Raw genomic sequence first — 17,086 nt, 5'->3', positions numbered from 1 at the left:
ATTGAATTCTTAACTAATTGGCCCGCCGCTATTGCTCGCTTGCGGGTACCAGCACGAATACGTCCTCACCGGGACGCTTCATCAGGTACTTCTCGCGCGCAAACTTCTCCAGCAAATCCGGCGAACTCATTAGCTCAGCCCGCTCGCGCTTCACTACCTCAATGTTGTCGAGGTAGTATTGCTTTTCACTGCGCAGGTCCTGCCACTTGCGGTAGATGTCAAATTGCTTGCCTAAATCATTGGCATCAAACACCAGCATCCAGACCAGAAAACCCAAGCCCGTGAGAAAGTAGAAGCTGCGGACTACCCGCAAGACCGAACTAATAAAAGAAGATAGCTGCATTGGAGTAAAAGTAATATAAATGGCCGGCTTCGCCCTTGCGAACCCGGCCATTTATAAGCTCAAACAGCGAAAAATACTACATTTTTCTGCCTGGGAAATAAGCTACTTCGCCCAACTCCTCCTCAATGCGCAAGAGCTGATTATACTTGGCCATCCGGTCAGAGCGCGAAGCTGAGCCGGTCTTAATCTGTCCGGTGTTCAGGGCCACCGCCAAGTCGGCAATCGTGCTGTCCTCGGTCTCGCCGGAGCGGTGACTCATGATGCTCTTGTAGCCGTTGCGGCGGCCCAGGTTTACGGCCGCGATAGTCTCGGTGAGCGTGCCAATCTGGTTCACTTTGATTAGAATAGCGTTGGCGATGTGCTCATCAATGCCGCGCTGCAAACGGTCCACGTTGGTCACGAACAGGTCGTCGCCGACGAGCTGCACCCGGCTCCCTACGCTTTCCGTGTGCAGCTTCCAGCCGGCCCAATCGTCTTCCGCCATGCCATCCTCCAAGCTGATGATGGGGTATTTGTTTACCCAATCGGCCCAGTAATCGGCCATCTGCTGCGAAGTGAGCTTGTCGCCGGTGCTCTTTTTGAAGTGGTACACGCCATCTTCATAAAACTCCGACACGGCCGCGTCCATCGCAATCATCACGTCCTCGCCCGGCCGGTAGCCCGCCACCTCAATGGCCTGTAATACAATCTTAATCGCATCCTCGTTGGACTTGATGTTCGGCGCGAAGCCGCCCTCATCGCCCACGTTGGTGCTGAAGCCCTGCTTCTTGAGCACTGATTTCAGGTTGTGAAAAATCTCGGTGCCCCAGCGTAGCGCCTCTGAGAATGATGGCGCGCCGACTGGCATAATCATGAACTCCTGGAAGTCAATCGAATTGTCGGCGTGCGAGCCGCCGTTCAGAATGTTCATCATCGGCACCGGCATGGTGCTGGCCCCTACCCCCCCCACGTAGCGGTAAAGCGGCATCCCCGCCTCCTGCGCTGCGGCCCGCGCCACGGCCAAGCTCACCCCTAAAATGGCGTTGGCGCCCAGATTGGCCTTATTCGGTGTGCCGTCCAGCTCAATCATCACCTTGTCGAGCAGGCTTTGCTCATAGATGGAAAAGCCCACCAGCTCCTCGGCAATGCGGCCATTCACATTCTCCACCGCCTTGAGTACGCCTTTGCCCATGTACTTGCTCGCGTCGTCGTCGCGCAGTTCCACGGCCTCGTGCTTGCCGGTGCTCGCGCCGCTTGGCACGGCAGCCCGGCCAATCACGCCGCTATCGGTCGTCACGTCTACTTCCACGGTCGGATTGCCGCGGGAATCATAAATCTGGCGGGCACGGATACTGGTGATGATGCTCATGGCAGGCGTCTGGTTGGAGATGGAAAGAATCAGCCGCAAACCTACGGGAATCCGCTCATTATCCTGAGCGCAAATCAGAAATCCTATTCTTCCTACCCCCTCCCATCCCGTTGACTTCGCGAACCTTATCCTTCTTCGCAAAGCTTTGCGTTAAACCCGTAAACGCAAAAAAGGGACGCACCTAGCGGCACATCCCTTTTGAATAATAGAGCAAAATCCTAGACCTGCTCGCCGCCCGTCGGCGCCACGCCGTGCGTATCGTCTTGACCGGCAATTTCGTCGCGGGTTTCGCCTTCGTGCACCGTCGTGGTCGTAGTAGCGTCCGGAACCGGCGTTTCCACCACCGCATTCGGAGCCACAGCCTCACCACCCGTCACGACCGTAGCCGACGTACTGGCCTCATTCCCTACCCCCCCTTTGCCGCCGCGACGGCGCGAACGGCGCGTGCCCATCGTTTTGGTATCAACGGCGTTCTTAGCTTCCAGCAGCGTCTCGTTAAAGTCCACTAACTCAATCACGCACATGTCAGCGTTGTCGCCGGAGCGCGAAGCGCTCAGCTTAATAATGCGGGTGTAGCCACCTGGCCGGGTCGCGATGCGGCCCGCCACTTCGCCGTACAGCTCCTTGATGGATTCCTTGTTTTGCAGCGAGGCAAACACCGTCCGCCGCGAGTGCGTGGTGTCGTCTTTGGCCTTGGTCAGCAGCGGCTCGATGTACTGACGCAGAGCCTTGGCCTTGGCCACGGTCGTCGTGACGCGCTTGCTGATGATAAGCGACGTAGCCATGTTCGACAGCATCGCGTGGCGGTGCGCAGTCGTGCGCCCCAGATGGTTGATTTTTTTACCGTGTCTCATCGGACAGAAAGGTTAAATTGTGCGCTTGCGGGCGGCGACCACGGCGGACCGAAGCCTCATTAGAACCGCCGCCCCTTGGGCGCACTGGTGAATAAGTTGAATAGTACTGACAAAAAAAGATGTGCTGACTCGCGGGCCAAGCCGCGCATCAGCACATCCGGTAATCTACTTACTAGTCTTCGTTCAGGCGGTACCGGCTCAGGTCCATTCCGAAGGTCAGGCCCTTTTCCTCCACCAGGTTCTCCAACTCGGTGAGGCTTTTCTTACCGAAGTTGCGGAATTTCATCATATCCGTCATGTCGAGCTGTACCAGCTCGCCTAGCGTCTTGATGTCGGCCGCTTTGAGGCAGTTATAAGCGCGCACGCTCAGGTCCATGTCGGCGAGCGACGTTTTCAACGTCTTGCGCATTGCCAGCGTCTCCTCATCCACGGGCTCCTCCGCGGCGGCGCGGCTGCCCTCAATGGTCATCGTATTATCTGAGAACAGCACAAAGTGCTGAATCAGGATGTTGGCCGCACCCTTTAAGGCTTCTTCGGGATGAATCGAGCCGTCAGTCTGGATTTCCAGCAGTAGCCGCTCGTAATCGGTCTTCTGCTCCACACGGGTGTTTTCAATGCTGTACTTCACGTTTTTGATGGGCGTGAAAATGGCATCAATCGCAATCTGCCCGAAAACCTGGTCAGCGGGCTTGTTCTCGTCGGCGGGCACGTAGCCGCGGCCGCGAGCGATGGTCAGCTCGAACTCCAGCTCCTTGCTCGGGTCAACGTGACAAATCACATGGTCGGGGTTCAACACCTCGAAGCCGCCGGCAAACTTGGCAATATCAGCGCCCGAGAACGTCTCCTGACCTTTCACACGCACTGTAATCTTGTCCTCAATGGCGTCGCTCACTTTCTTGAAGCGCACCATCTTCAGGTTGAGGATGATTTCGGACATGTCCTCAATCACGCCTTCAATCGTCGAAAACTCGTGCAGCACGCTGTTGGTGCGCACCGACGTGATGGCGAAACCTTCCAGCGATGACAGCAGAATCCGCCGCAGTGCATTGCCGATGGTAGCGCCGTAGCCCTTCTCCAGCGGCTTAAATTCAAACGAACCGGTGTAGTTATCGGATTTCTCCATTACCACTTTCTCCGGCATTTGAAAAGCTAAGATTGACATATGTGGGGCATTAAAAAGTTACAATTCAAAGCGCCAAACAGAGTCAGCGCGGATAGTGCGGTTGGCCAACCGCTGGCCCGATAAAAACAGCTGCCGAAGCAAACTGATAAGCACACGTGCGGCCCGGCAAGCTGCCGGGCCGCTACTCTCAGTGCCAGCTTACTTCGAATACAATTCGACGATGAGCTGTTCGGTAATCTTCTCGGGAATTAGGTCGCGGCTCGGCGCATTCGTAAACTTGCCGACCATCTCTTTGCCATCCCATTCCAGCCACGAGAACGCGCGCGCATTGCGCACCGTCAGGCTGGTCGTAATGGCTTCCAGCGACTTCGACTTCTCCCGCACCCCAACCTGGTCGCCGGGACGCAGACGGTACGAAGGAATGTTTACCACTTCGCCATTCACCGTCACGTGCTGATGCGACACCAACTGACGCGCCCCGCGGCGCGTGCTAGCGATGCCCAGACGGTACACCACGTTGTCGAGGCGCGACTCCAACAGGGCGAGCAGGTTGTCACCCGTAATGCCGGGCAGCGTGGCCGCCTTGTGGAACAGGTTCTCGAATTGCTTTTCGAGCATCCCGTACATGTATTTTACCTTCTGCTTCTCCATCAGCTGCACGGAGTATTCCGACTGCTTTTTGCGACGGCCGCGGCCGTGCTGGCCCGGAGGATAGTTTTTCTTATTAAGCGCCTTGTCGGGGCCGAAAATCGGCTCGGCGAAACGACGGGCAATCTTGGATGTGGGGCCGGTATAACGTGCCATTTTCTTGTAGAATCAGGAGTGAATAATCAGACGCGACGACGCTTAGGCGGGCGGCAGCCATTGTGCGGCAGCGGCGTTACGTCGCGGATAGTCGTCACTTCAATCCCCACGTTACCCAGTGCCCGGATAGCCGACTCACGGCCGGCGCCGGGGCCTTTCACGAATACTTCCGCCTTGCGCATTCCCAAATCGTGGGCGACTTTGCCACAGTCGGTCATTGCCATCTGCGCGGCATAAGGCGTGTTTTTCTTCGAGCCGCGGAAGCCCATCTTGCCGGCTGAAGCCCACGAAATCACCTGCCCGTTGTTGTTCGTTACGGAGATGATGATGTTGTTGAACGAGGCGCGGATATGAATCTGCCCCACTTGCTCCACGACGACAATGCGCTTCTTGGCTTTGTCTTTTCTTTTTTGTGCCATTTGGTTATCGCAAAAAACGCGAGAGGTGTTGATTTCCTACCCCCCTTTGAAACTTGAAAGGGGGTAGGGAATCGATTCCCGCTAATGATTATTTCGTTGCCTTTTTCTTGCCGGCTACCGTCTTGCGCTTGCCCTTGCGAGTGCGCGAGTTGTTCTTGGTGCGCTGACCACGAACCGGCAGACCTTTACGGTGACGCAGGCCGCGGTAGCAGCCAATGTCCATCAGGCGCTTGATGTTGAGCTGCACTTCCGAGCGCAACACGCCCTCAGTCTTGTGCTCCGCGGCGATGATATTACGCACTTCCGTGGACTCGGCCTCGGTCCAGTCCTTCACCTTCTTGTTCAGGTCAACGCCGGCTTTGGTGAGGATTTTGGAGGCGTTGGAGCGGCCAATGCCAAAAATGTAAGTCAGGGCGATTTCGCCGCGCTTGTTGTCCGGGATATCAACCCCTGCGATACGAGCCATTGTGAGTAGTTATGTGTTTGCGGACCGAAACCCCGGCAGCAGCTTGGAAGGCGGCCGGCGCGAAATGCGCTAACCAGTACCCAAGGCTCCGGGGTTCCAAAAAAGTTGAAATTAACCCTGACGCTGCTTGAAGCGGGGGTTCTTCTTGTTGATGACGTACAGCTTGCCGTTGCGGCGGATAATCTTGCAATCCACGCTGCGCTTCTTGACGGAGGTTTTAACTTTCATGACACTATGGCGAAGAAAACTGTTTTTGCTAAATCTAATAATCTCCTACCTTCTTTTTCTTACTACGAAAAACTATTAGGTAGAGCAGCAATGCGGCACTGACCATTAAAGGCCAGACTAATCTTAAAAAGTCTAATAGTATTCCCCAAAACACGCATACTAAATCCCATAAAATATCAGATACAGATGAGAATAGCAGCATAATTTGAGCTACTTATAACGGTACTTAATCCGTCCCTTCGACAAGTCGTAGGGCGACATTTCCAGCTTCACCTTGTCGCCGGGCAGAATCTTGATGTAGTGCATCCGCATCTTGCCCGAGATGTGGGCAATCAGCTGGTGCCCATTTTCCAGCTCCACGCGAAACATGGCATTGGAAAGGGCTTCCAGGATGGTTCCGTCCTGCTCAATCGAGGCTTGTTTGGCCATAAAGGGCTACTGAACTGCTTTTTCTATGTGTTCAAAAGACGTGAGAATCTCCGCCTTATCTTTTCTAACTACAACCGTATGCTCAAAGTGCGCCGAAGGCTTGCGGTCGCGGGTGCGAATGGTCCAGCCATCCTTGTCCTGCATCACATCCTTCTTCCCCAGGTTAATCATCGGCTCAATTGCCAGGACCATCCCGGTTTGCAACATTGGGCCCGAACCCCGCTTGCCGAAATTTGGTACATCTGGTTTCTCGTGTAAGCTGCGTCCCACACCATGACCTACCAGCTCCCGCACCACCCCGTAGCCTTTGCGGCTCACGTGGTTTTGAATGGCGTAGCTGATATCCCCAACCCGGTTGCCGCTCACCGCCTGCTCAATGCCGAGGTATAACGATGCTTTGGTTTCCCGCAGCAACTCAGCCACTTCCGGTGCCACTTCTCCCACCGCGTGGGTATAGGCGCTGTCGGTGTGGAATCCATTGTAGTACACCCCGCAATCCACTGAGATGATGTCTCCACTTTTCAGTGGCACATCAGTAGCGAAACCGTGCACAACGACATCATTCAGGCTGAGACAAAGGCTATAAGGAAAAACGGAGCTACCAACTTTATACCCCTTGAAGGAAGCTAACGCCCCGTTATCTCGAATAAACTCCTCAGCACGCTGGTCCAATTGACGCGGCGTTACTCCTTCTTTCACCAAACTCGCGACTTCGCCGTGGGCCTGTGCGAGCAGCTTACCGCTACTGCGCATCAACTCAAGCTCCTCTTCGGTCTTAAACTGAATAGGTCCTTTGGCCATATCTGCTTTTTACGAGGCCAGCGCCACATTTTGCGTCCGGCCCCGCGAGGCGCCAGTCTTCATCATGCCATCGTAGCGCTGCATCAGCAAATAGCTCTGCACCTGATTTACCGTGTCCAGCACTACCCCAACCATGATGATAAGTGAAGTACCACCATAGAACGCTGAGAACGGCCGGGTCACACCCAGAATCAACGCAATAGCTGGAAATATGGCAATCAGTGCCAACGCCACAGCGCCTGGCAAGGTGATGCGAGTCAATATCTCATCAATGTGCTCCGACGTGTCAGCACCCGGCTTCACGCCCGGCACAAACCCTCCACTCCGCTTCAGATCATCCGCAATCTGGTTCGGATTAACGCTGATAGCGGTGTAGAAATAGGTGAAGACAATAATGAGCAGCGCAAACACGAGGTTGTATTGCCATGAGGTATAGTCCGAGAACTTCACGCCAATGGTATTGGCCAAATCACTCGAATTCTGCCATACCGAAGCAGCAATGGCCGGCACGAACATCAGCGACTGCGCGAAGATGATGGGCATTACACCCGCGGCGTTCACTTTCAGCGGAATGAACTGCCGCTGAGCATCAAGCTGCGTGGTGCTGCCTACCTGCTTGGCATACTGCACCGTGATGCGGCGCACCGCCTGCGTGAGAACAATAACCGCCATTACGACTAAGAAGAGCACCACCAGTTCCAACAGGAATATCAGCGACTTATTCACGCCTTTCGCTGCTGCTTCGCCGATGATAGCGCCGGGCAGACGAGAGACAATACCAATCATGATAATCATACTGATACCGTTGCCAATGCCTTTATCGGTAATCTTCTCCCCCAACCACATGCAAAACAACGTGCCCGCCGTGATGATGAGCATGGTTGAGATAGTGAAAAACGTACCCGGATTGATGATAGCTTCCGCATTAATCGTAGCGATGAAGCCAACTGACTGCGCCATCACAATCGGGATGGTGAGCACCCGCGTGTATTGGTTGATTTTCTTCTGCCCCGAAGACCCTTCCTTCTGCAGCTTCTGGAAATAGGGCACGGCAATCGTGAGCAGCTGCAACACGATGGACGCCGAGATATAAGGCATGATGCCTAGCGCGAAGATGCTGGCGTGGCTGAAAGCGCCGCCCAGCAGCGTATCCAGAATGCCGAACAAGCCCTCAGCGCCAGTTTTCAAGCGGGTAGGGTCAACGCCGGGCAACACCACGTAGGAACCGAGGCGATAGATGGCAATGAAAAAAAGCGTATTGAGGATTCGCGTGCGCAAATCCTCAATCGCAAAGATGTTCTTTATCGTCTGGATAAAATTATTCATTGCCAGCTGATGCTTAGAGCGTTACCGCCTTGCCACCTGCCTTCTCAATGGCCTCGACAGCCGACTTCGAAAAAGCGTGCGCATGAACCTCCAATGCCATAGTAACTTCACCACGGCCCAGGATTTTGATTTTGGCATTTTTCGACACCAGACCGGCAGCCACGAAATAGCCGGCGTCAATGGTCGAAGTCGCGTTGGTTTCGAGCAGTCCCTGAATTATGTCCAGGTTGATACCCTTATACTCCACGCGGTTGATGTTCTTGAAGCCGAACTTCGGCACCCGGCGTTGCAGCGGCATCTGGCCACCTTCAAAGCCCGACTTGCGCTTGTAGCCCGAGCGCGACTTGGCACCCTTGTGGCCGCGCGTCGAAGTACCGCCCCGGCCCGAGCCTTCGCCCCGACCAATGCGCTTTTCGCTCTTGGTCGAGCCAGCAGCGGGTTTTAGATTAGAGAGATTCATAATAAGAAAAGGTGGTTGAACTTGTACTCCGAAGCTCTGCTTTGACTTGGATGAAATCATAAGCAAGTAGTTCGAGCATCCTGCTACCGAAGCACAGCTTCGGGGTACTTGCTCTTACAGTTCGGTTACTTCCAGCAGGTGCTGCACGGCTGCAATCTGACCTAACAGGGTCGGCGTAGCTTCGTGGGTAGCAGTGCTGTTAAGTTTGTTCAGCCCCAGGGACTGCACAGTGCGCTTCTGACGGGCCGGCCGGTCGATAGCACTGCGGACGAGTTTAACTTGAATCTGCGGCATGATTTTTTATCCGTTGAATACGCGGGAGAGGCTGATACCGCGAGCCTGCGCAATCTGCAACGGGTCGCGCATCTTGTTCAGAGCCTCAAAAGTGGCTTTCACCACGTTGTGAGGGTTCGACGAGCCTTTCGACTTCGCCAGCACATCCTTGATACCGGCACTTTCGAACACGGCACGCATAGCACCGCCGGCAATCACGCCCGTACCGGCCGCAGCCGGCAGCACCAGCACGTGACCACCGCCGAAGCGGCCTTCCATCACGTGAGGTACGGTGTGCTTGTACATCGGCACCCTCTGTAGGTTCTTCTTCGCGTCGTCAATGCCTTTAGCAATGGCGTCGGTTACTTCATTGGCTTTGCCAAGGCCGAAGCCTACTGTGCCTTTGCCATCACCCACTACTACAATGGCTGAGAAGCTGAACCGACGACCACCCTTTACGACTTTCGCCACGCGGTTGATAGCCACTACCTTTTCTTTCAAATCCGGGTCACCGGTACGCGACTGCTCTTCGCGGTTGCGGTCGTTGCGGGGACCACCGCCGCGGTTATTACCGCCACGGTCGCCGCCCCCGCGGTTGTTGCCGCCGCGGTCGTTACCTCCTTGGGTGCCGCCGCCCTGGCTGCCGGTGTTCATTTCTGCCATGATGCTGTTCTAGAAATTGAGGCCGCCTTCGCGGGCTCCTTCTGCCAATGATTTTACGCGGCCGTGGTAGAGATAGCCCGAGCGGTCGAACACCACTTTCGTGACCCCCTTCTCCAGCGCTACCGCCGCCAGCTGCCGGCCTACGGCAGCAGCCAGGGCCACGCCATTGCCGCCGTCTGCGGTTACTTTCTTCGACGAAGCCGCCGCCAGCGTCTGGCCGATGGTGTCATCGATGATTTGCGCGTAGATGCCCGTATTGCTACGGAACACCGACAGACGGGGCCGCTCGGACGTGCCGGCCACCTTGGTGCGAATGATGCGCTGAATGCGCTTTCTGCGAGTTGCTTTATCGAAAGCCATGATGCTTGCTTATTTCGAGGCCGTCTTACCGGCTTTGCGACGTACTTGCTCACCCACGAAGCGCACACCCTTGCCTTTGTAAGGCTCGACTTTACGCAGGGAGCGAATTTTGGCGGCTACCTGTCCAATCAACTGCTTGTCGATGCTGTTAAGGGTAACAATCGGGTTTTTGCCTTTTTCAGTAACGGCCGTGGCAGTCACTTCTTTTGGCAAGGCCAGGAATACGTTGTGCGAGTAGCCCAACGACAGCTCCAGCGTGGTACCGGCCATTGCGGCCTTGTAGCCTACCCCTACTAGTTCCAGCTTGTGCTCGAAACCAGTGCTGACGCCCGTAATCATGTTGTTGATGAGCGAGCGGTACAGGCCGTGCATGGCCTTGTGGCGCTTCTGCTCCGTAGGGCGCGTGACGGTGATGGTGCTATCAGCAGTATCAACCGCGATGTCGCGGTCTACCGGCATGGTGAGCGTGCCCTTGGGGCCTTTCACCGTCACCTCGTTGTCGGCGCCAACGCTCACCTGCACTCCGGCGGGTAAGCTAATCGGCAGTTTACCAATACGTGACATAGTTGAGTTGTGCTTGTAGAGGTCTTAGTACACGTAGCACAGCACCTCGCCGCCCACGTTTTCCGTCTTTGCTTCTTTTTCCGTCATCACGCCTTTCGAAGTCGAGATGATGGCAATACCCAAGCCGCTCAACACACGGGGCAAATCAGCCACCGGCGAGTACTTGCGCAGACCCGGCGTGCTGATGCGGTCCAGCTTGGTGATGGCCGGCGCTTTGGTCGTAGGGTTGTACTTGAGGGCGATTTTAATCGTGCCCTGCACCGACGTATCATCGAAGCGGTAGCTCTGAATGTACCCTTTCTGGTAGAGCACCTTCGTGATTTCCTTCTTGATGTTGGAGGCCGGAATCTCCACTACCCGATGGTTCGCCTTGATGGCGTTGCGCACTCGGGTTAGGTAGTCGGCAATGGGGTCAGTATTCATTGAGAATGAGGTGCGTCCGCTTTTTTCGGAGCGCAAAGATAAGAAAATTTCGCCAGCCTCCCAAACGGGGCTGACGAAATCTCGGTTAAGACTACTTGGCTTGCCCGTTGCCGGCGCAGCCAATGGTTTCTTTCGGCAACCTGCCAAATGGATGAGGGGTAGGCCCTCGGTTTTGGGAGTGCAAAGGTAGCGGAGAGCTGTGCACTTATGCAAGGGGGCAGGCAAAAAACTAGCCTTTACTATTTAGCTAATCAAAAACAATTATTAACAAGGAATTTTTCTTGCAGTAGTCAAATCAAAATCGGAATCCATAATATATATTTTATGGCCATCTACTATTACTTGCGGGGGACTACCTCCAACAAAACAAGCTTTGACTTCTTCACCAGTGCGCTTTCTAATTATATAGCAAGCTCCAACTTCAAGAGACACATCCATGCTTTTTGCCATTATTGTTTTGCTTAGAGAAGACTCTAATTTGGGCTGTTTGTGGAGTTGTTTCGGTAATGCTGAGCGGAAGTATTGGCTGCAGTCGAAGCATGACCGAAAATAGATTTATTTTATAATATATAAGAAAGTTTAATACAATGGATGCTTTGTGGTTTTATAACCCTCAACATATCCCTCCTTCCAACAGGGTGGCACATCTCCAACCATCCCATATCCATTATTACAATTGCGAATATGGTCTTCTGGAGTAGCCCATATTGAGTTCTTGCCAACCTCATATCCCATTTTGTAGCCCTCGTTAGAGTTATCACACGTTGAGGGACCACAAGAGCCAACGACAGAAATCAAGGCTATACTGGCAACAACTACTACTTGCTTGAAACTGACATTCATGCGAACTTAAGCGGTTTATTGTGTTTGACGCTTCAACTTCTTGTCAAATATAACAAGATTGCCCGTATGCACTATAGTATTATCGCGGAACCTTAAAATCAAGACTTAGTTTTTGTATCACAGCTCTGAGTAACTGCGGAAATGCGCCAGCAACTGCCTTAATACTTCACGCTAGCCTCAACTCTCGATTTCATATCACATGAAAAAGGCAGAGGTATTAATTCTGCCTTTTTCATGTGATAAATCTTACCAGCTCGACTTTGTCACGCCTGGAATCTTACCCGCCAGCGCCATTTCGCGGAAGCGAACGCGGCTGATACCAAACTTGCGCATGTAGCCGCGGGGACGGCCGTCAATCATGTCGCGGTTGTGCAGGCGCACGGGCGAGGCATTCTTGGGCAGCTTGTCGAGGCCTTCGTAGTCGCCGGCGGCTTTCAGGGCCTTGCGCTTCTCGGCATAGCGGGCCACGGTTGCAATGCGCTTGCGCTCCCGGGCTTTGATAGATTCTTTAGCCATGATTAAGCTTCTTTTTTAGCGTTGGCGAACGGCATTCCGAAGGCTTTGAGCAGCTCATAGCTTTGCTCATCATTTTCGGCCGTCGTGACGAAGGTAATGTCCATGCCCGAGATGCCTTTAATTTTGTCAATCGAAATTTCGGGGAAAATGATTTGCTCCTTCACGCCGAGCGTATAATTGCCGCGTCCATCGAAACCCTTGTCGTTAATGCCTTTGAAGTCACGAACGCGGGGTAGGGCGATGGTCAGCAGGCGGTCCATGAACTCGTACATGCGCTCGCCGCGCAGCGTCACTTTGGCGCCAATCGGCATTCCTTCGCGTAGCTTGAAGTTCGACACCGAACGCTTAGCAATGGTCGGGACGGCTTTCTGACCGGTGATGGTCGTCAGCTCTTCCACACCGTTATCCACTAGCTTCTTGTCAGCTACAGCCGCGCCAATGCCGCGGTTGATGCAGATTTTAGTGATGCGCGGTACCTGCATGATGCTCTTGAACTGGAATTTCTCCTGGAGCGCGGGTACGACGTCTTTCTTATAAATATCTTTGAGTCGGGCCATGATGCGGGGACGGGTTAAGCCGCGTTAGGGGAGCTGGTTTTGCGCACCCGCTCGCCAGTTGTCGGGTCAATTGCCTGCACGTTGCTCACGTGGATGGGCGCCTCGATTTTGGTAATGCCACCCTGGGGCGATTTCGCGCTGGGCTTGTTGTGCTTGGTCACCAAGTTCAGACCGTCGACTACTACGCGCTGAGTCGAACGGTTCACCGACTTGATAACGCCCGTCTTGCCGCGCTCATCGCCGGCAATCACCTTCACGGTGTCGCCGGTTTTCACGTGCAGCTTCACGGGCAGGGCTTTTACTTTGGTTGCCATGTCTTAGAGAACTTCAGGTGCGAGCGATACGATTTTCATAAACTGCTTCTCGCGCAGCTCGCGGGCCACTGGCCCGAAGATGCGCGTGCCACGCGGCTCGTCGTTGTTGTTGAGCAGAACGGCGGCGTTGTCGTCGAAGCGAATGTAGGAGCCGTCCTTACGGCGGATTTCCTTCTTCGTGCGGACTACTACAGCCTTGCTCACGGTGCCTTTTTTGGCGTTGCCGGAAGGAATGGCCGATTTGATAGCCACTACAATCTTGTCGCCAACCGAGGCGTATTTCTTGCCCGTGCCACCCAGAACGCGGATGCAGAGCACTTCCTTGGCGCCGCTGTTATCGGCCACCGTCAGGCGGGATTCTTGCTGTATCATGTTCTAAGGTTATTTAGCGCGTTCGACAATTTCGACCAGACGCCAGCGCTTGCCTTTGCTCAGCGGCCGGGTGCTCATGATGCGCACCGTGTCGCCTTCGCCACACTCGTTGTTTTCGTCGTGGGCCATGAATTTCGTGGTCTTGGTCACAAACTTCCCGTAAATCGGGTGCTTGTGCTTTTGCACCACTTCTACCGTGATGGACTTATCCATCTTGCTGCTTTTCACGCGGCCGGTGATTTCCTTGCGCATGTTGCGCGTTTCTTCACCGGGGGGCAGCAGCAGTTGCTCGTTGCTTTCCATTGTTTACTGAGCGGGAGTTAAGGCCTGCTCATTCTGACGCCGGGTCATCTCGGTCAGCAAGCGGGCAACATTTTTACGATTGACCTTGAGGCGGGCCGGGTTTTCGAGCGGCGAGATGGCGTGCGCGAAGCGCAACTGCTGGCCGGTAGCGCGCTCTTGCTTGAGCTGCTCCTGAATCTGCTCCAGGCTCAGGTCGCGGAGTTCGTTGGATTTCATATGTAATGCGGTTTAGAAATTAAGCGGCTTCTATGAAGTCACGACGCACCACAAACGAAGTCCTCACCGGCAGCTTCTGAGCGGCGAGGCGCAGCGACTCTTTCGCTACGTCCAGCGTCACACCATCCGATTCAAACATGATTTGCCCCGGCTTTACGACGGCTACCCAATACTCAGGCGAGCCCTTGCCCTTACCCATGCGCACCTCAGCGGGCTTCTTGGTAATGGGCTTGTCGGGGAAAATGCGAATCCATACTTGCCCTTCGCGTTTCATGGCGCGGGTCATGGCGATACGAGCGGCCTCAATCTGGCGCGCCGTAATCCACGCCGTTTCCAGCGACTTGATAGCGAACGAACCGAAGTCTATGGAGCTGCCGCGGTAGGCCAAGCCTGTGATGCGACCCTTTTGCATCTTGCGATACTTGGTCCTTTTCGGTTGTAACATTTTATTGAGAATTAAAACAGAATTTTATTAGAACATTATGCTGAGCGAAGCGCAGTTAAAGCATTTTGGCCTTGATTAATCAACCAAATAGAATGGGTAGTTCCCTACCCCCTCTCATTCAGCCAAGGTGCTTTAACTGCGCTTCACTCAGCATAACAATGCTGGCAGGTGATTGCGTCTAGCGACGCGGACCGCCGCCCTGGCCGCCACGATTGCCACCACCGCCTTGGCCGCCGCGGTTACCGCCACCGGCACCGGGAGCGCCACCGCCACCGCGGTTATCACCGCCCCTACCCCCCCGGTCACCATCGCGACGCGGGCCACGGTCACCACCACGGTCGCCGCGCTCACCACGCGGGCCGCGGTCATCCCGACGACCACCTTCACCACCGGCGGGGCTCGTGGGCTGCTGATTAGGCGAGAGGTCGGGCTTGCCGAACACTTCACCGCGCATCACCCACACCTTGATGCCAATTTTGCCATACACCGTCTGAGCTTCCGACAGAGCATAGTCGATGTCCGCGCGCAGAGTGTGCAGCGGAGTCCGACCTTCTTTGTACTGCTCCGAGCGGGCAATTTCGGCGCCACCGAGACGGCCGCCGCACTGAATCTTGATGCCTTCAGCACCAACCCGCATAGCGGCCTGGATGCTCATCTTCATCGCGCGACGGAACGAGATACGGGCAGCCAACTGCTGAGCGATGCTCTCGCCGACCAGCTTGGCGTCCAGCTCGGGGCGCTTAATCTCGAAGATGTTGATTTGAACGTCCTTGCTGGTAATCTGCTTCAACTCGTCCTTAATCTTATCAACTTCCTGACCACCCTTGCCAATCACCACGCCCGGACGAGCCGTGTTGATGGTGATGGTGATGCGCTTCAGGGTGCGCTCAATCACGATGCGGCTGATGCCACCCTTCTGGATACGAGCGTTGATGTACTTACGAATCTTCTCGTCCTCTACCAATTTGTCGGCAAAGTCTTTGCCGCCGTACCAGTTCGAGTCCCAGCCCTTGATTACTCCCAGACGGAAGCCAACCGGATTTACTTTCTGTCCCATATCAGATTAGGATTTTGCGTCAGCTTTGTCTTGGGGGGTAGCACCTTGCTTGGCGTCCTGCTGGCCTTCAGCCTGGGCACGGGCGGCTTTGCTGCCGAGCTTCTCCACTTTCGTGTCGATTTTCAGCGTGATGTGGTTGCTGCGCTTGCGGATGCGGTGACCACGACCTTGCGGGGCGGGACGCAGGCGCTTGAGCTGCCGGCCTTCATCAACGAAGATTTCCGAGATGTAGAGGTTGGCATCTTCGATGCGACCATCTTCATTGTGCTGCTGCCAGTTGGCCAAGGCCGAAAGCAAAAGTTTCTCGACAAGCTCGGCGCCTTGGTTGGCTTCGAAACGGAGTTCACCGAGGGCTTGGGCGACTTTCTTGCCGCGCACGAGGTCGGCCACCAGCCGCATTTTGCGCGGCGACGTGGGGACGTTGCGGAGTTTAGCTACTGCTTCCATGTTAGCGTTTGCCTTTATCTTTCTTGGCGACGTGCCCGCGGAAGTTGCGCGTGGGCGCAAACTCACCAAGCTTGTGGCCGACCATGTTTTCGGTCACGTAGACCGGGATAAACTTGTTGCCGTTGTGAACAGCGAAGGTGTGGCCGACGAAATCCGGGGAAATCATCGAGCGGCGCGACCAAGTTTTCACCACGGTCTTCTTGCCGGCCGTTTCCAGCGCTGTAACCTTCTTTTCGAGCCGGAAGTCAATGTACGGCCCTTTTTTTAGTGAACGTGCCATATATTACTTCTTGCCTTTGCGGCTGACAATAAGGTTCTCCGAGTACTTATTCTTGTTGCGGGTCTTCTGACCTTTGGCCAGAATGCCGTTGCGGCTGCGCGGGTGTCCACCCGACGACTTGCCTTCACCACCACCCATCGGGTGATCCACAGGGTTCATCGCCACACCACGTACGCGCGGACGACGACCAGCCCAGCGGTTGCGGCCAGCTTTGCCCATCACAGTGTTCATGTGGTCACCGTTCGAGACGGTGCCGACTGTAGCCATGCAGGTCACGAGCACCATGCGCATCTCGCCGGAAGGCAATTTCAGCGTGGCGTACTTCTCCTCCCGAGCAACGAGCTGCGCATACGTGCCAGCCGAGCGGGCCAGCACCGCGCCAGCGCCGGGCTGCAACTCGATGTTGTGCAGGATGGTACCGAGCGGAATTTCACGCAGCGGCAAGGTGTTGCCTAGGTCCGGCGCAACGCCAGTGCCTGACAAAATCGAGCTACCCACGCTCAAGCCAGCGGGTGCGATGATGTAGCGCTTCTCGCCATCGGCGTAGTTGAGCAGGGCGATGCGGGCCGTGCGGTTGGGGTCGTACTCGATGGTTTTCACCGTGGCGGGTACGCCGGCTTTGTCGCGCTTGAAGTCCACGAGGCGGTACTTCTGCTTGTGACCACCGCCGATGTAGCGGTTCGACATTTTGCCGGTCGCGTTACGGCCACCATGACGCTTCATGGGGGCCAGCAACGACTTCTCTGGCTCCGACGAGGTAATCTCGTCAAAAGCCGGGGCCACGCGAAAGCGTTGGCCGGGCGAAGTGGGACGGAGTTTTTTTAGGGCCATTACTAGCTGTGTGTGCTTTTG

At 55.1% G+C, this 17,086-nt stretch carries 28 protein-coding genes; all 28 read right to left on the bottom strand.

Translation table 11 applies throughout. From position 1 onward, the window contains the following. Window positions 1–28 precede the first annotated feature (28 nt). The 28 genes from ACFE70_RS00470 to rplB all read right to left on the bottom strand — a co-directional run bounded on the left by ACFE70_RS00470 (window position 29) and on the right by rplB (window position 17,065). The gene (locus ACFE70_RS00470) at window positions 29–343 is read right to left on the bottom strand and encodes a septum formation initiator family protein (RefSeq protein WP_375415730.1); all 315 of its coding nucleotides are present in this window, start codon (window positions 341–343) and stop codon (window positions 29–31) included. A gap of 76 nt (window positions 344–419) precedes the next feature. Beyond that, window positions 420–1,691 carry a phosphopyruvate hydratase gene (gene eno, locus ACFE70_RS00465; RefSeq protein WP_375415938.1) on the bottom strand — a complete coding sequence of 424 codons (1,272 nt, stop codon included), beginning with the start codon at window positions 1,689–1,691 and terminating at the stop codon, window positions 420–422. A gap of 218 nt (window positions 1,692–1,909) precedes the next feature. Then, window positions 1,910–2,545: a 50S ribosomal protein L17 gene (gene rplQ, locus ACFE70_RS00460; RefSeq protein WP_375415729.1), complete on the bottom strand. Its 636-nt coding sequence runs from the start codon at window positions 2,543–2,545 to the stop codon at window positions 1,910–1,912. 172 nt (window positions 2,546–2,717) lie between these two features. Further along, complete coding sequence (locus ACFE70_RS00455; protein WP_375415728.1) at window positions 2,718–3,707, bottom strand: DNA-directed RNA polymerase subunit alpha; 990 nt, start codon at window positions 3,705–3,707, stop codon at window positions 2,718–2,720. A gap of 159 nt (window positions 3,708–3,866) precedes the next feature. Next, window positions 3,867–4,472 (bottom strand): 30S ribosomal protein S4, encoded by a 606-nt coding sequence (gene rpsD / locus ACFE70_RS00450; protein ID WP_375415727.1) that lies wholly within the window; start codon window positions 4,470–4,472, stop codon window positions 3,867–3,869. 26 nt (window positions 4,473–4,498) lie between these two features. Then, on the bottom strand, window positions 4,499–4,891 hold the full coding sequence (rpsK, locus tag ACFE70_RS00445) for a 30S ribosomal protein S11 (RefSeq protein WP_375415726.1): 393 nt from the start codon (window positions 4,889–4,891) through the stop codon (window positions 4,499–4,501). An 88-nt stretch (window positions 4,892–4,979) separates the two neighbouring features. Beyond that, a complete protein-coding gene (gene rpsM / locus ACFE70_RS00440) occupies window positions 4,980–5,357 on the bottom strand; it encodes a 30S ribosomal protein S13 (protein WP_375415725.1) in 378 nt (125 codons plus the stop codon). Window positions 5,358–5,468: 111 nt separating this feature from the next. Then, window positions 5,469–5,585: a 50S ribosomal protein L36 gene (gene rpmJ, locus ACFE70_RS00435; protein ID WP_068340511.1), complete on the bottom strand. Its 117-nt coding sequence runs from the start codon at window positions 5,583–5,585 to the stop codon at window positions 5,469–5,471. A gap of 210 nt (window positions 5,586–5,795) precedes the next feature. Beyond that, a complete protein-coding gene (infA, locus tag ACFE70_RS00430) occupies window positions 5,796–6,014 on the bottom strand; it encodes a translation initiation factor IF-1 (protein ID WP_035567874.1) in 219 nt (72 codons plus the stop codon). Between the two features lie 6 nt (window positions 6,015–6,020). Beyond that, complete coding sequence (map, locus tag ACFE70_RS00425; protein WP_375415724.1) at window positions 6,021–6,815, bottom strand: type I methionyl aminopeptidase; 795 nt, start codon at window positions 6,813–6,815, stop codon at window positions 6,021–6,023. Between the two features lie 9 nt (window positions 6,816–6,824). Further along, entirely contained in the window at window positions 6,825–8,141 is a 1,317-nt protein-coding gene (gene secY / locus ACFE70_RS00420) for a preprotein translocase subunit SecY (RefSeq protein ID WP_375415723.1), read from the bottom strand. A 13-nt stretch (window positions 8,142–8,154) separates the two neighbouring features. Then, window positions 8,155–8,601 carry a 50S ribosomal protein L15 gene (gene rplO / locus ACFE70_RS00415; RefSeq protein ID WP_375415722.1) on the bottom strand — a complete coding sequence of 149 codons (447 nt, stop codon included), beginning with the start codon at window positions 8,599–8,601 and terminating at the stop codon, window positions 8,155–8,157. A 114-nt stretch (window positions 8,602–8,715) separates the two neighbouring features. Beyond that, window positions 8,716–8,895: a 50S ribosomal protein L30 gene (gene rpmD, locus ACFE70_RS00410; protein ID WP_375415721.1), complete on the bottom strand. Its 180-nt coding sequence runs from the start codon at window positions 8,893–8,895 to the stop codon at window positions 8,716–8,718. 6 nt (window positions 8,896–8,901) lie between these two features. Then, entirely contained in the window at window positions 8,902–9,537 is a 636-nt protein-coding gene (rpsE, locus tag ACFE70_RS00405) for a 30S ribosomal protein S5 (protein WP_375415720.1), read from the bottom strand. Between the two features lie 9 nt (window positions 9,538–9,546). Then, complete coding sequence (rplR, locus tag ACFE70_RS00400; RefSeq protein ID WP_375415719.1) at window positions 9,547–9,897, bottom strand: 50S ribosomal protein L18; 351 nt, start codon at window positions 9,895–9,897, stop codon at window positions 9,547–9,549. A 9-nt stretch (window positions 9,898–9,906) separates the two neighbouring features. Further along, entirely contained in the window at window positions 9,907–10,461 is a 555-nt protein-coding gene (gene rplF, locus ACFE70_RS00395; RefSeq protein ID WP_375415718.1) for a 50S ribosomal protein L6, read from the bottom strand. A 24-nt stretch (window positions 10,462–10,485) separates the two neighbouring features. After that, window positions 10,486–10,884 (bottom strand): 30S ribosomal protein S8, encoded by a 399-nt coding sequence (rpsH, locus tag ACFE70_RS00390; RefSeq protein ID WP_375415717.1) that lies wholly within the window; start codon window positions 10,882–10,884, stop codon window positions 10,486–10,488. 1,089 nt (window positions 10,885–11,973) lie between these two features. After that, window positions 11,974–12,243 carry a 30S ribosomal protein S14 gene (gene rpsN / locus ACFE70_RS00385; RefSeq protein WP_035567891.1) on the bottom strand — a complete coding sequence of 90 codons (270 nt, stop codon included), beginning with the start codon at window positions 12,241–12,243 and terminating at the stop codon, window positions 11,974–11,976. Between the two features lie 2 nt (window positions 12,244–12,245). Continuing rightward, complete coding sequence (gene rplE / locus ACFE70_RS00380; RefSeq protein WP_375415716.1) at window positions 12,246–12,800, bottom strand: 50S ribosomal protein L5; 555 nt, start codon at window positions 12,798–12,800, stop codon at window positions 12,246–12,248. A gap of 14 nt (window positions 12,801–12,814) precedes the next feature. Then, window positions 12,815–13,114 carry a 50S ribosomal protein L24 gene (gene rplX / locus ACFE70_RS00375; protein WP_375415715.1) on the bottom strand — a complete coding sequence of 100 codons (300 nt, stop codon included), beginning with the start codon at window positions 13,112–13,114 and terminating at the stop codon, window positions 12,815–12,817. Window positions 13,115–13,117: 3 nt separating this feature from the next. After that, window positions 13,118–13,486: a 50S ribosomal protein L14 gene (rplN, locus tag ACFE70_RS00370; protein ID WP_022822134.1), complete on the bottom strand. Its 369-nt coding sequence runs from the start codon at window positions 13,484–13,486 to the stop codon at window positions 13,118–13,120. 9 nt (window positions 13,487–13,495) lie between these two features. Continuing rightward, complete coding sequence (rpsQ, locus tag ACFE70_RS00365) at window positions 13,496–13,789, bottom strand: 30S ribosomal protein S17 (RefSeq protein ID WP_375415714.1); 294 nt, start codon at window positions 13,787–13,789, stop codon at window positions 13,496–13,498. Window positions 13,790–13,792: 3 nt separating this feature from the next. Next, a complete protein-coding gene (gene rpmC, locus ACFE70_RS00360; protein WP_375415713.1) occupies window positions 13,793–14,005 on the bottom strand; it encodes a 50S ribosomal protein L29 in 213 nt (70 codons plus the stop codon). Window positions 14,006–14,024: 19 nt separating this feature from the next. Next, a complete protein-coding gene (rplP, locus tag ACFE70_RS00355) occupies window positions 14,025–14,450 on the bottom strand; it encodes a 50S ribosomal protein L16 (protein WP_375415712.1) in 426 nt (141 codons plus the stop codon). A 178-nt stretch (window positions 14,451–14,628) separates the two neighbouring features. Further along, window positions 14,629–15,507, bottom strand: coding sequence for a 30S ribosomal protein S3 (gene rpsC / locus ACFE70_RS00350; protein WP_375415711.1), 879 nt, complete (start codon window positions 15,505–15,507; stop codon window positions 14,629–14,631). A gap of 6 nt (window positions 15,508–15,513) precedes the next feature. Next, window positions 15,514–15,954, bottom strand: a complete 441-nt coding sequence (gene rplV, locus ACFE70_RS00345) for a 50S ribosomal protein L22 (RefSeq protein WP_375415710.1) — start codon at window positions 15,952–15,954, stop codon at window positions 15,514–15,516. Window position 15,955: 1 nt separating this feature from the next. Then, the gene (gene rpsS, locus ACFE70_RS00340) at window positions 15,956–16,234 is read right to left on the bottom strand and encodes a 30S ribosomal protein S19 (RefSeq protein WP_375415709.1); all 279 of its coding nucleotides are present in this window, start codon (window positions 16,232–16,234) and stop codon (window positions 15,956–15,958) included. A 3-nt stretch (window positions 16,235–16,237) separates the two neighbouring features. Then, the gene (gene rplB / locus ACFE70_RS00335) at window positions 16,238–17,065 is read right to left on the bottom strand and encodes a 50S ribosomal protein L2 (protein ID WP_375415708.1); all 828 of its coding nucleotides are present in this window, start codon (window positions 17,063–17,065) and stop codon (window positions 16,238–16,240) included. Between the last annotated feature and the right edge of the window lie 21 nt (window positions 17,066–17,086).

Source organism: uncultured Hymenobacter sp. (assembly GCF_964243305.1).
Classification (GTDB): domain Bacteria; phylum Bacteroidota; class Bacteroidia; order Cytophagales; family Hymenobacteraceae; genus Hymenobacter.
This window is presented reverse-complemented; position numbering and strand designations above follow the sequence as displayed.

Bases quoted from the DNA above. Each gene is read 5' to 3' on its own strand.
- ACFE70_RS00470 (WP_375415730.1), bottom strand. From the start codon at position 343: ATGCAGCTATCTTCTTTTATTAGTTCGGTCTTGCGGGTAGTCCGCAGC.
- eno (WP_375415938.1), bottom strand. From the start codon at position 1,691: ATGAGCATCATCACCAGTATCCGTGCCCGCCAGATTTATGATTCCCGC.
- rplQ (WP_375415729.1), bottom strand. From the start codon at position 2,545: ATGAGACACGGTAAAAAAATCAACCATCTGGGGCGCACGACTGCGCAC.
- ACFE70_RS00455 (WP_375415728.1), bottom strand. From the start codon at position 3,707: ATGTCAATCTTAGCTTTTCAAATGCCGGAGAAAGTGGTAATGGAGAAA.
- rpsD (WP_375415727.1), bottom strand. From the start codon at position 4,472: ATGGCACGTTATACCGGCCCCACATCCAAGATTGCCCGTCGTTTCGCC.
- rpsK (WP_375415726.1), bottom strand. From the start codon at position 4,891: ATGGCACAAAAAAGAAAAGACAAAGCCAAGAAGCGCATTGTCGTCGTG.
- rpsM (WP_375415725.1), bottom strand. From the start codon at position 5,357: ATGGCTCGTATCGCAGGGGTTGATATCCCGGACAACAAGCGCGGCGAA.
- rpmJ (WP_068340511.1), bottom strand. From the start codon at position 5,585: ATGAAAGTTAAAACCTCCGTCAAGAAGCGCAGCGTGGATTGCAAGATT.
- infA (WP_035567874.1), bottom strand. From the start codon at position 6,014: ATGGCCAAACAAGCCTCGATTGAGCAGGACGGAACCATCCTGGAAGCC.
- map (WP_375415724.1), bottom strand. From the start codon at position 6,815: ATGGCCAAAGGACCTATTCAGTTTAAGACCGAAGAGGAGCTTGAGTTG.
- secY (WP_375415723.1), bottom strand. From the start codon at position 8,141: ATGAATAATTTTATCCAGACGATAAAGAACATCTTTGCGATTGAGGAT.
- rplO (WP_375415722.1), bottom strand. From the start codon at position 8,601: ATGAATCTCTCTAATCTAAAACCCGCTGCTGGCTCGACCAAGAGCGAA.
- rpmD (WP_375415721.1), bottom strand. From the start codon at position 8,895: ATGCCGCAGATTCAAGTTAAACTCGTCCGCAGTGCTATCGACCGGCCG.
- rpsE (WP_375415720.1), bottom strand. From the start codon at position 9,537: ATGGCAGAAATGAACACCGGCAGCCAGGGCGGCGGCACCCAAGGAGGT.
- rplR (WP_375415719.1), bottom strand. From the start codon at position 9,897: ATGGCTTTCGATAAAGCAACTCGCAGAAAGCGCATTCAGCGCATCATT.
- rplF (WP_375415718.1), bottom strand. From the start codon at position 10,461: ATGTCACGTATTGGTAAACTGCCGATTAGCTTACCCGCCGGAGTGCAG.
- rpsH (WP_375415717.1), bottom strand. From the start codon at position 10,884: ATGAATACTGACCCCATTGCCGACTACCTAACCCGAGTGCGCAACGCC.
- rpsN (WP_035567891.1), bottom strand. From the start codon at position 12,243: ATGGCTAAAGAATCTATCAAAGCCCGGGAGCGCAAGCGCATTGCAACC.
- rplE (WP_375415716.1), bottom strand. From the start codon at position 12,800: ATGGCCCGACTCAAAGATATTTATAAGAAAGACGTCGTACCCGCGCTC.
- rplX (WP_375415715.1), bottom strand. From the start codon at position 13,114: ATGGCAACCAAAGTAAAAGCCCTGCCCGTGAAGCTGCACGTGAAAACC.
- rplN (WP_022822134.1), bottom strand. From the start codon at position 13,486: ATGATACAGCAAGAATCCCGCCTGACGGTGGCCGATAACAGCGGCGCC.
- rpsQ (WP_375415714.1), bottom strand. From the start codon at position 13,789: ATGGAAAGCAACGAGCAACTGCTGCTGCCCCCCGGTGAAGAAACGCGC.
- rpmC (WP_375415713.1), bottom strand. From the start codon at position 14,005: ATGAAATCCAACGAACTCCGCGACCTGAGCCTGGAGCAGATTCAGGAG.
- rplP (WP_375415712.1), bottom strand. From the start codon at position 14,450: ATGTTACAACCGAAAAGGACCAAGTATCGCAAGATGCAAAAGGGTCGC.
- rpsC (WP_375415711.1), bottom strand. From the start codon at position 15,507: ATGGGACAGAAAGTAAATCCGGTTGGCTTCCGTCTGGGAGTAATCAAG.
- rplV (WP_375415710.1), bottom strand. From the start codon at position 15,954: ATGGAAGCAGTAGCTAAACTCCGCAACGTCCCCACGTCGCCGCGCAAA.
- rpsS (WP_375415709.1), bottom strand. From the start codon at position 16,234: ATGGCACGTTCACTAAAAAAAGGGCCGTACATTGACTTCCGGCTCGAA.
- rplB (WP_375415708.1), bottom strand. From the start codon at position 17,065: ATGGCCCTAAAAAAACTCCGTCCCACTTCGCCCGGCCAACGCTTTCGC.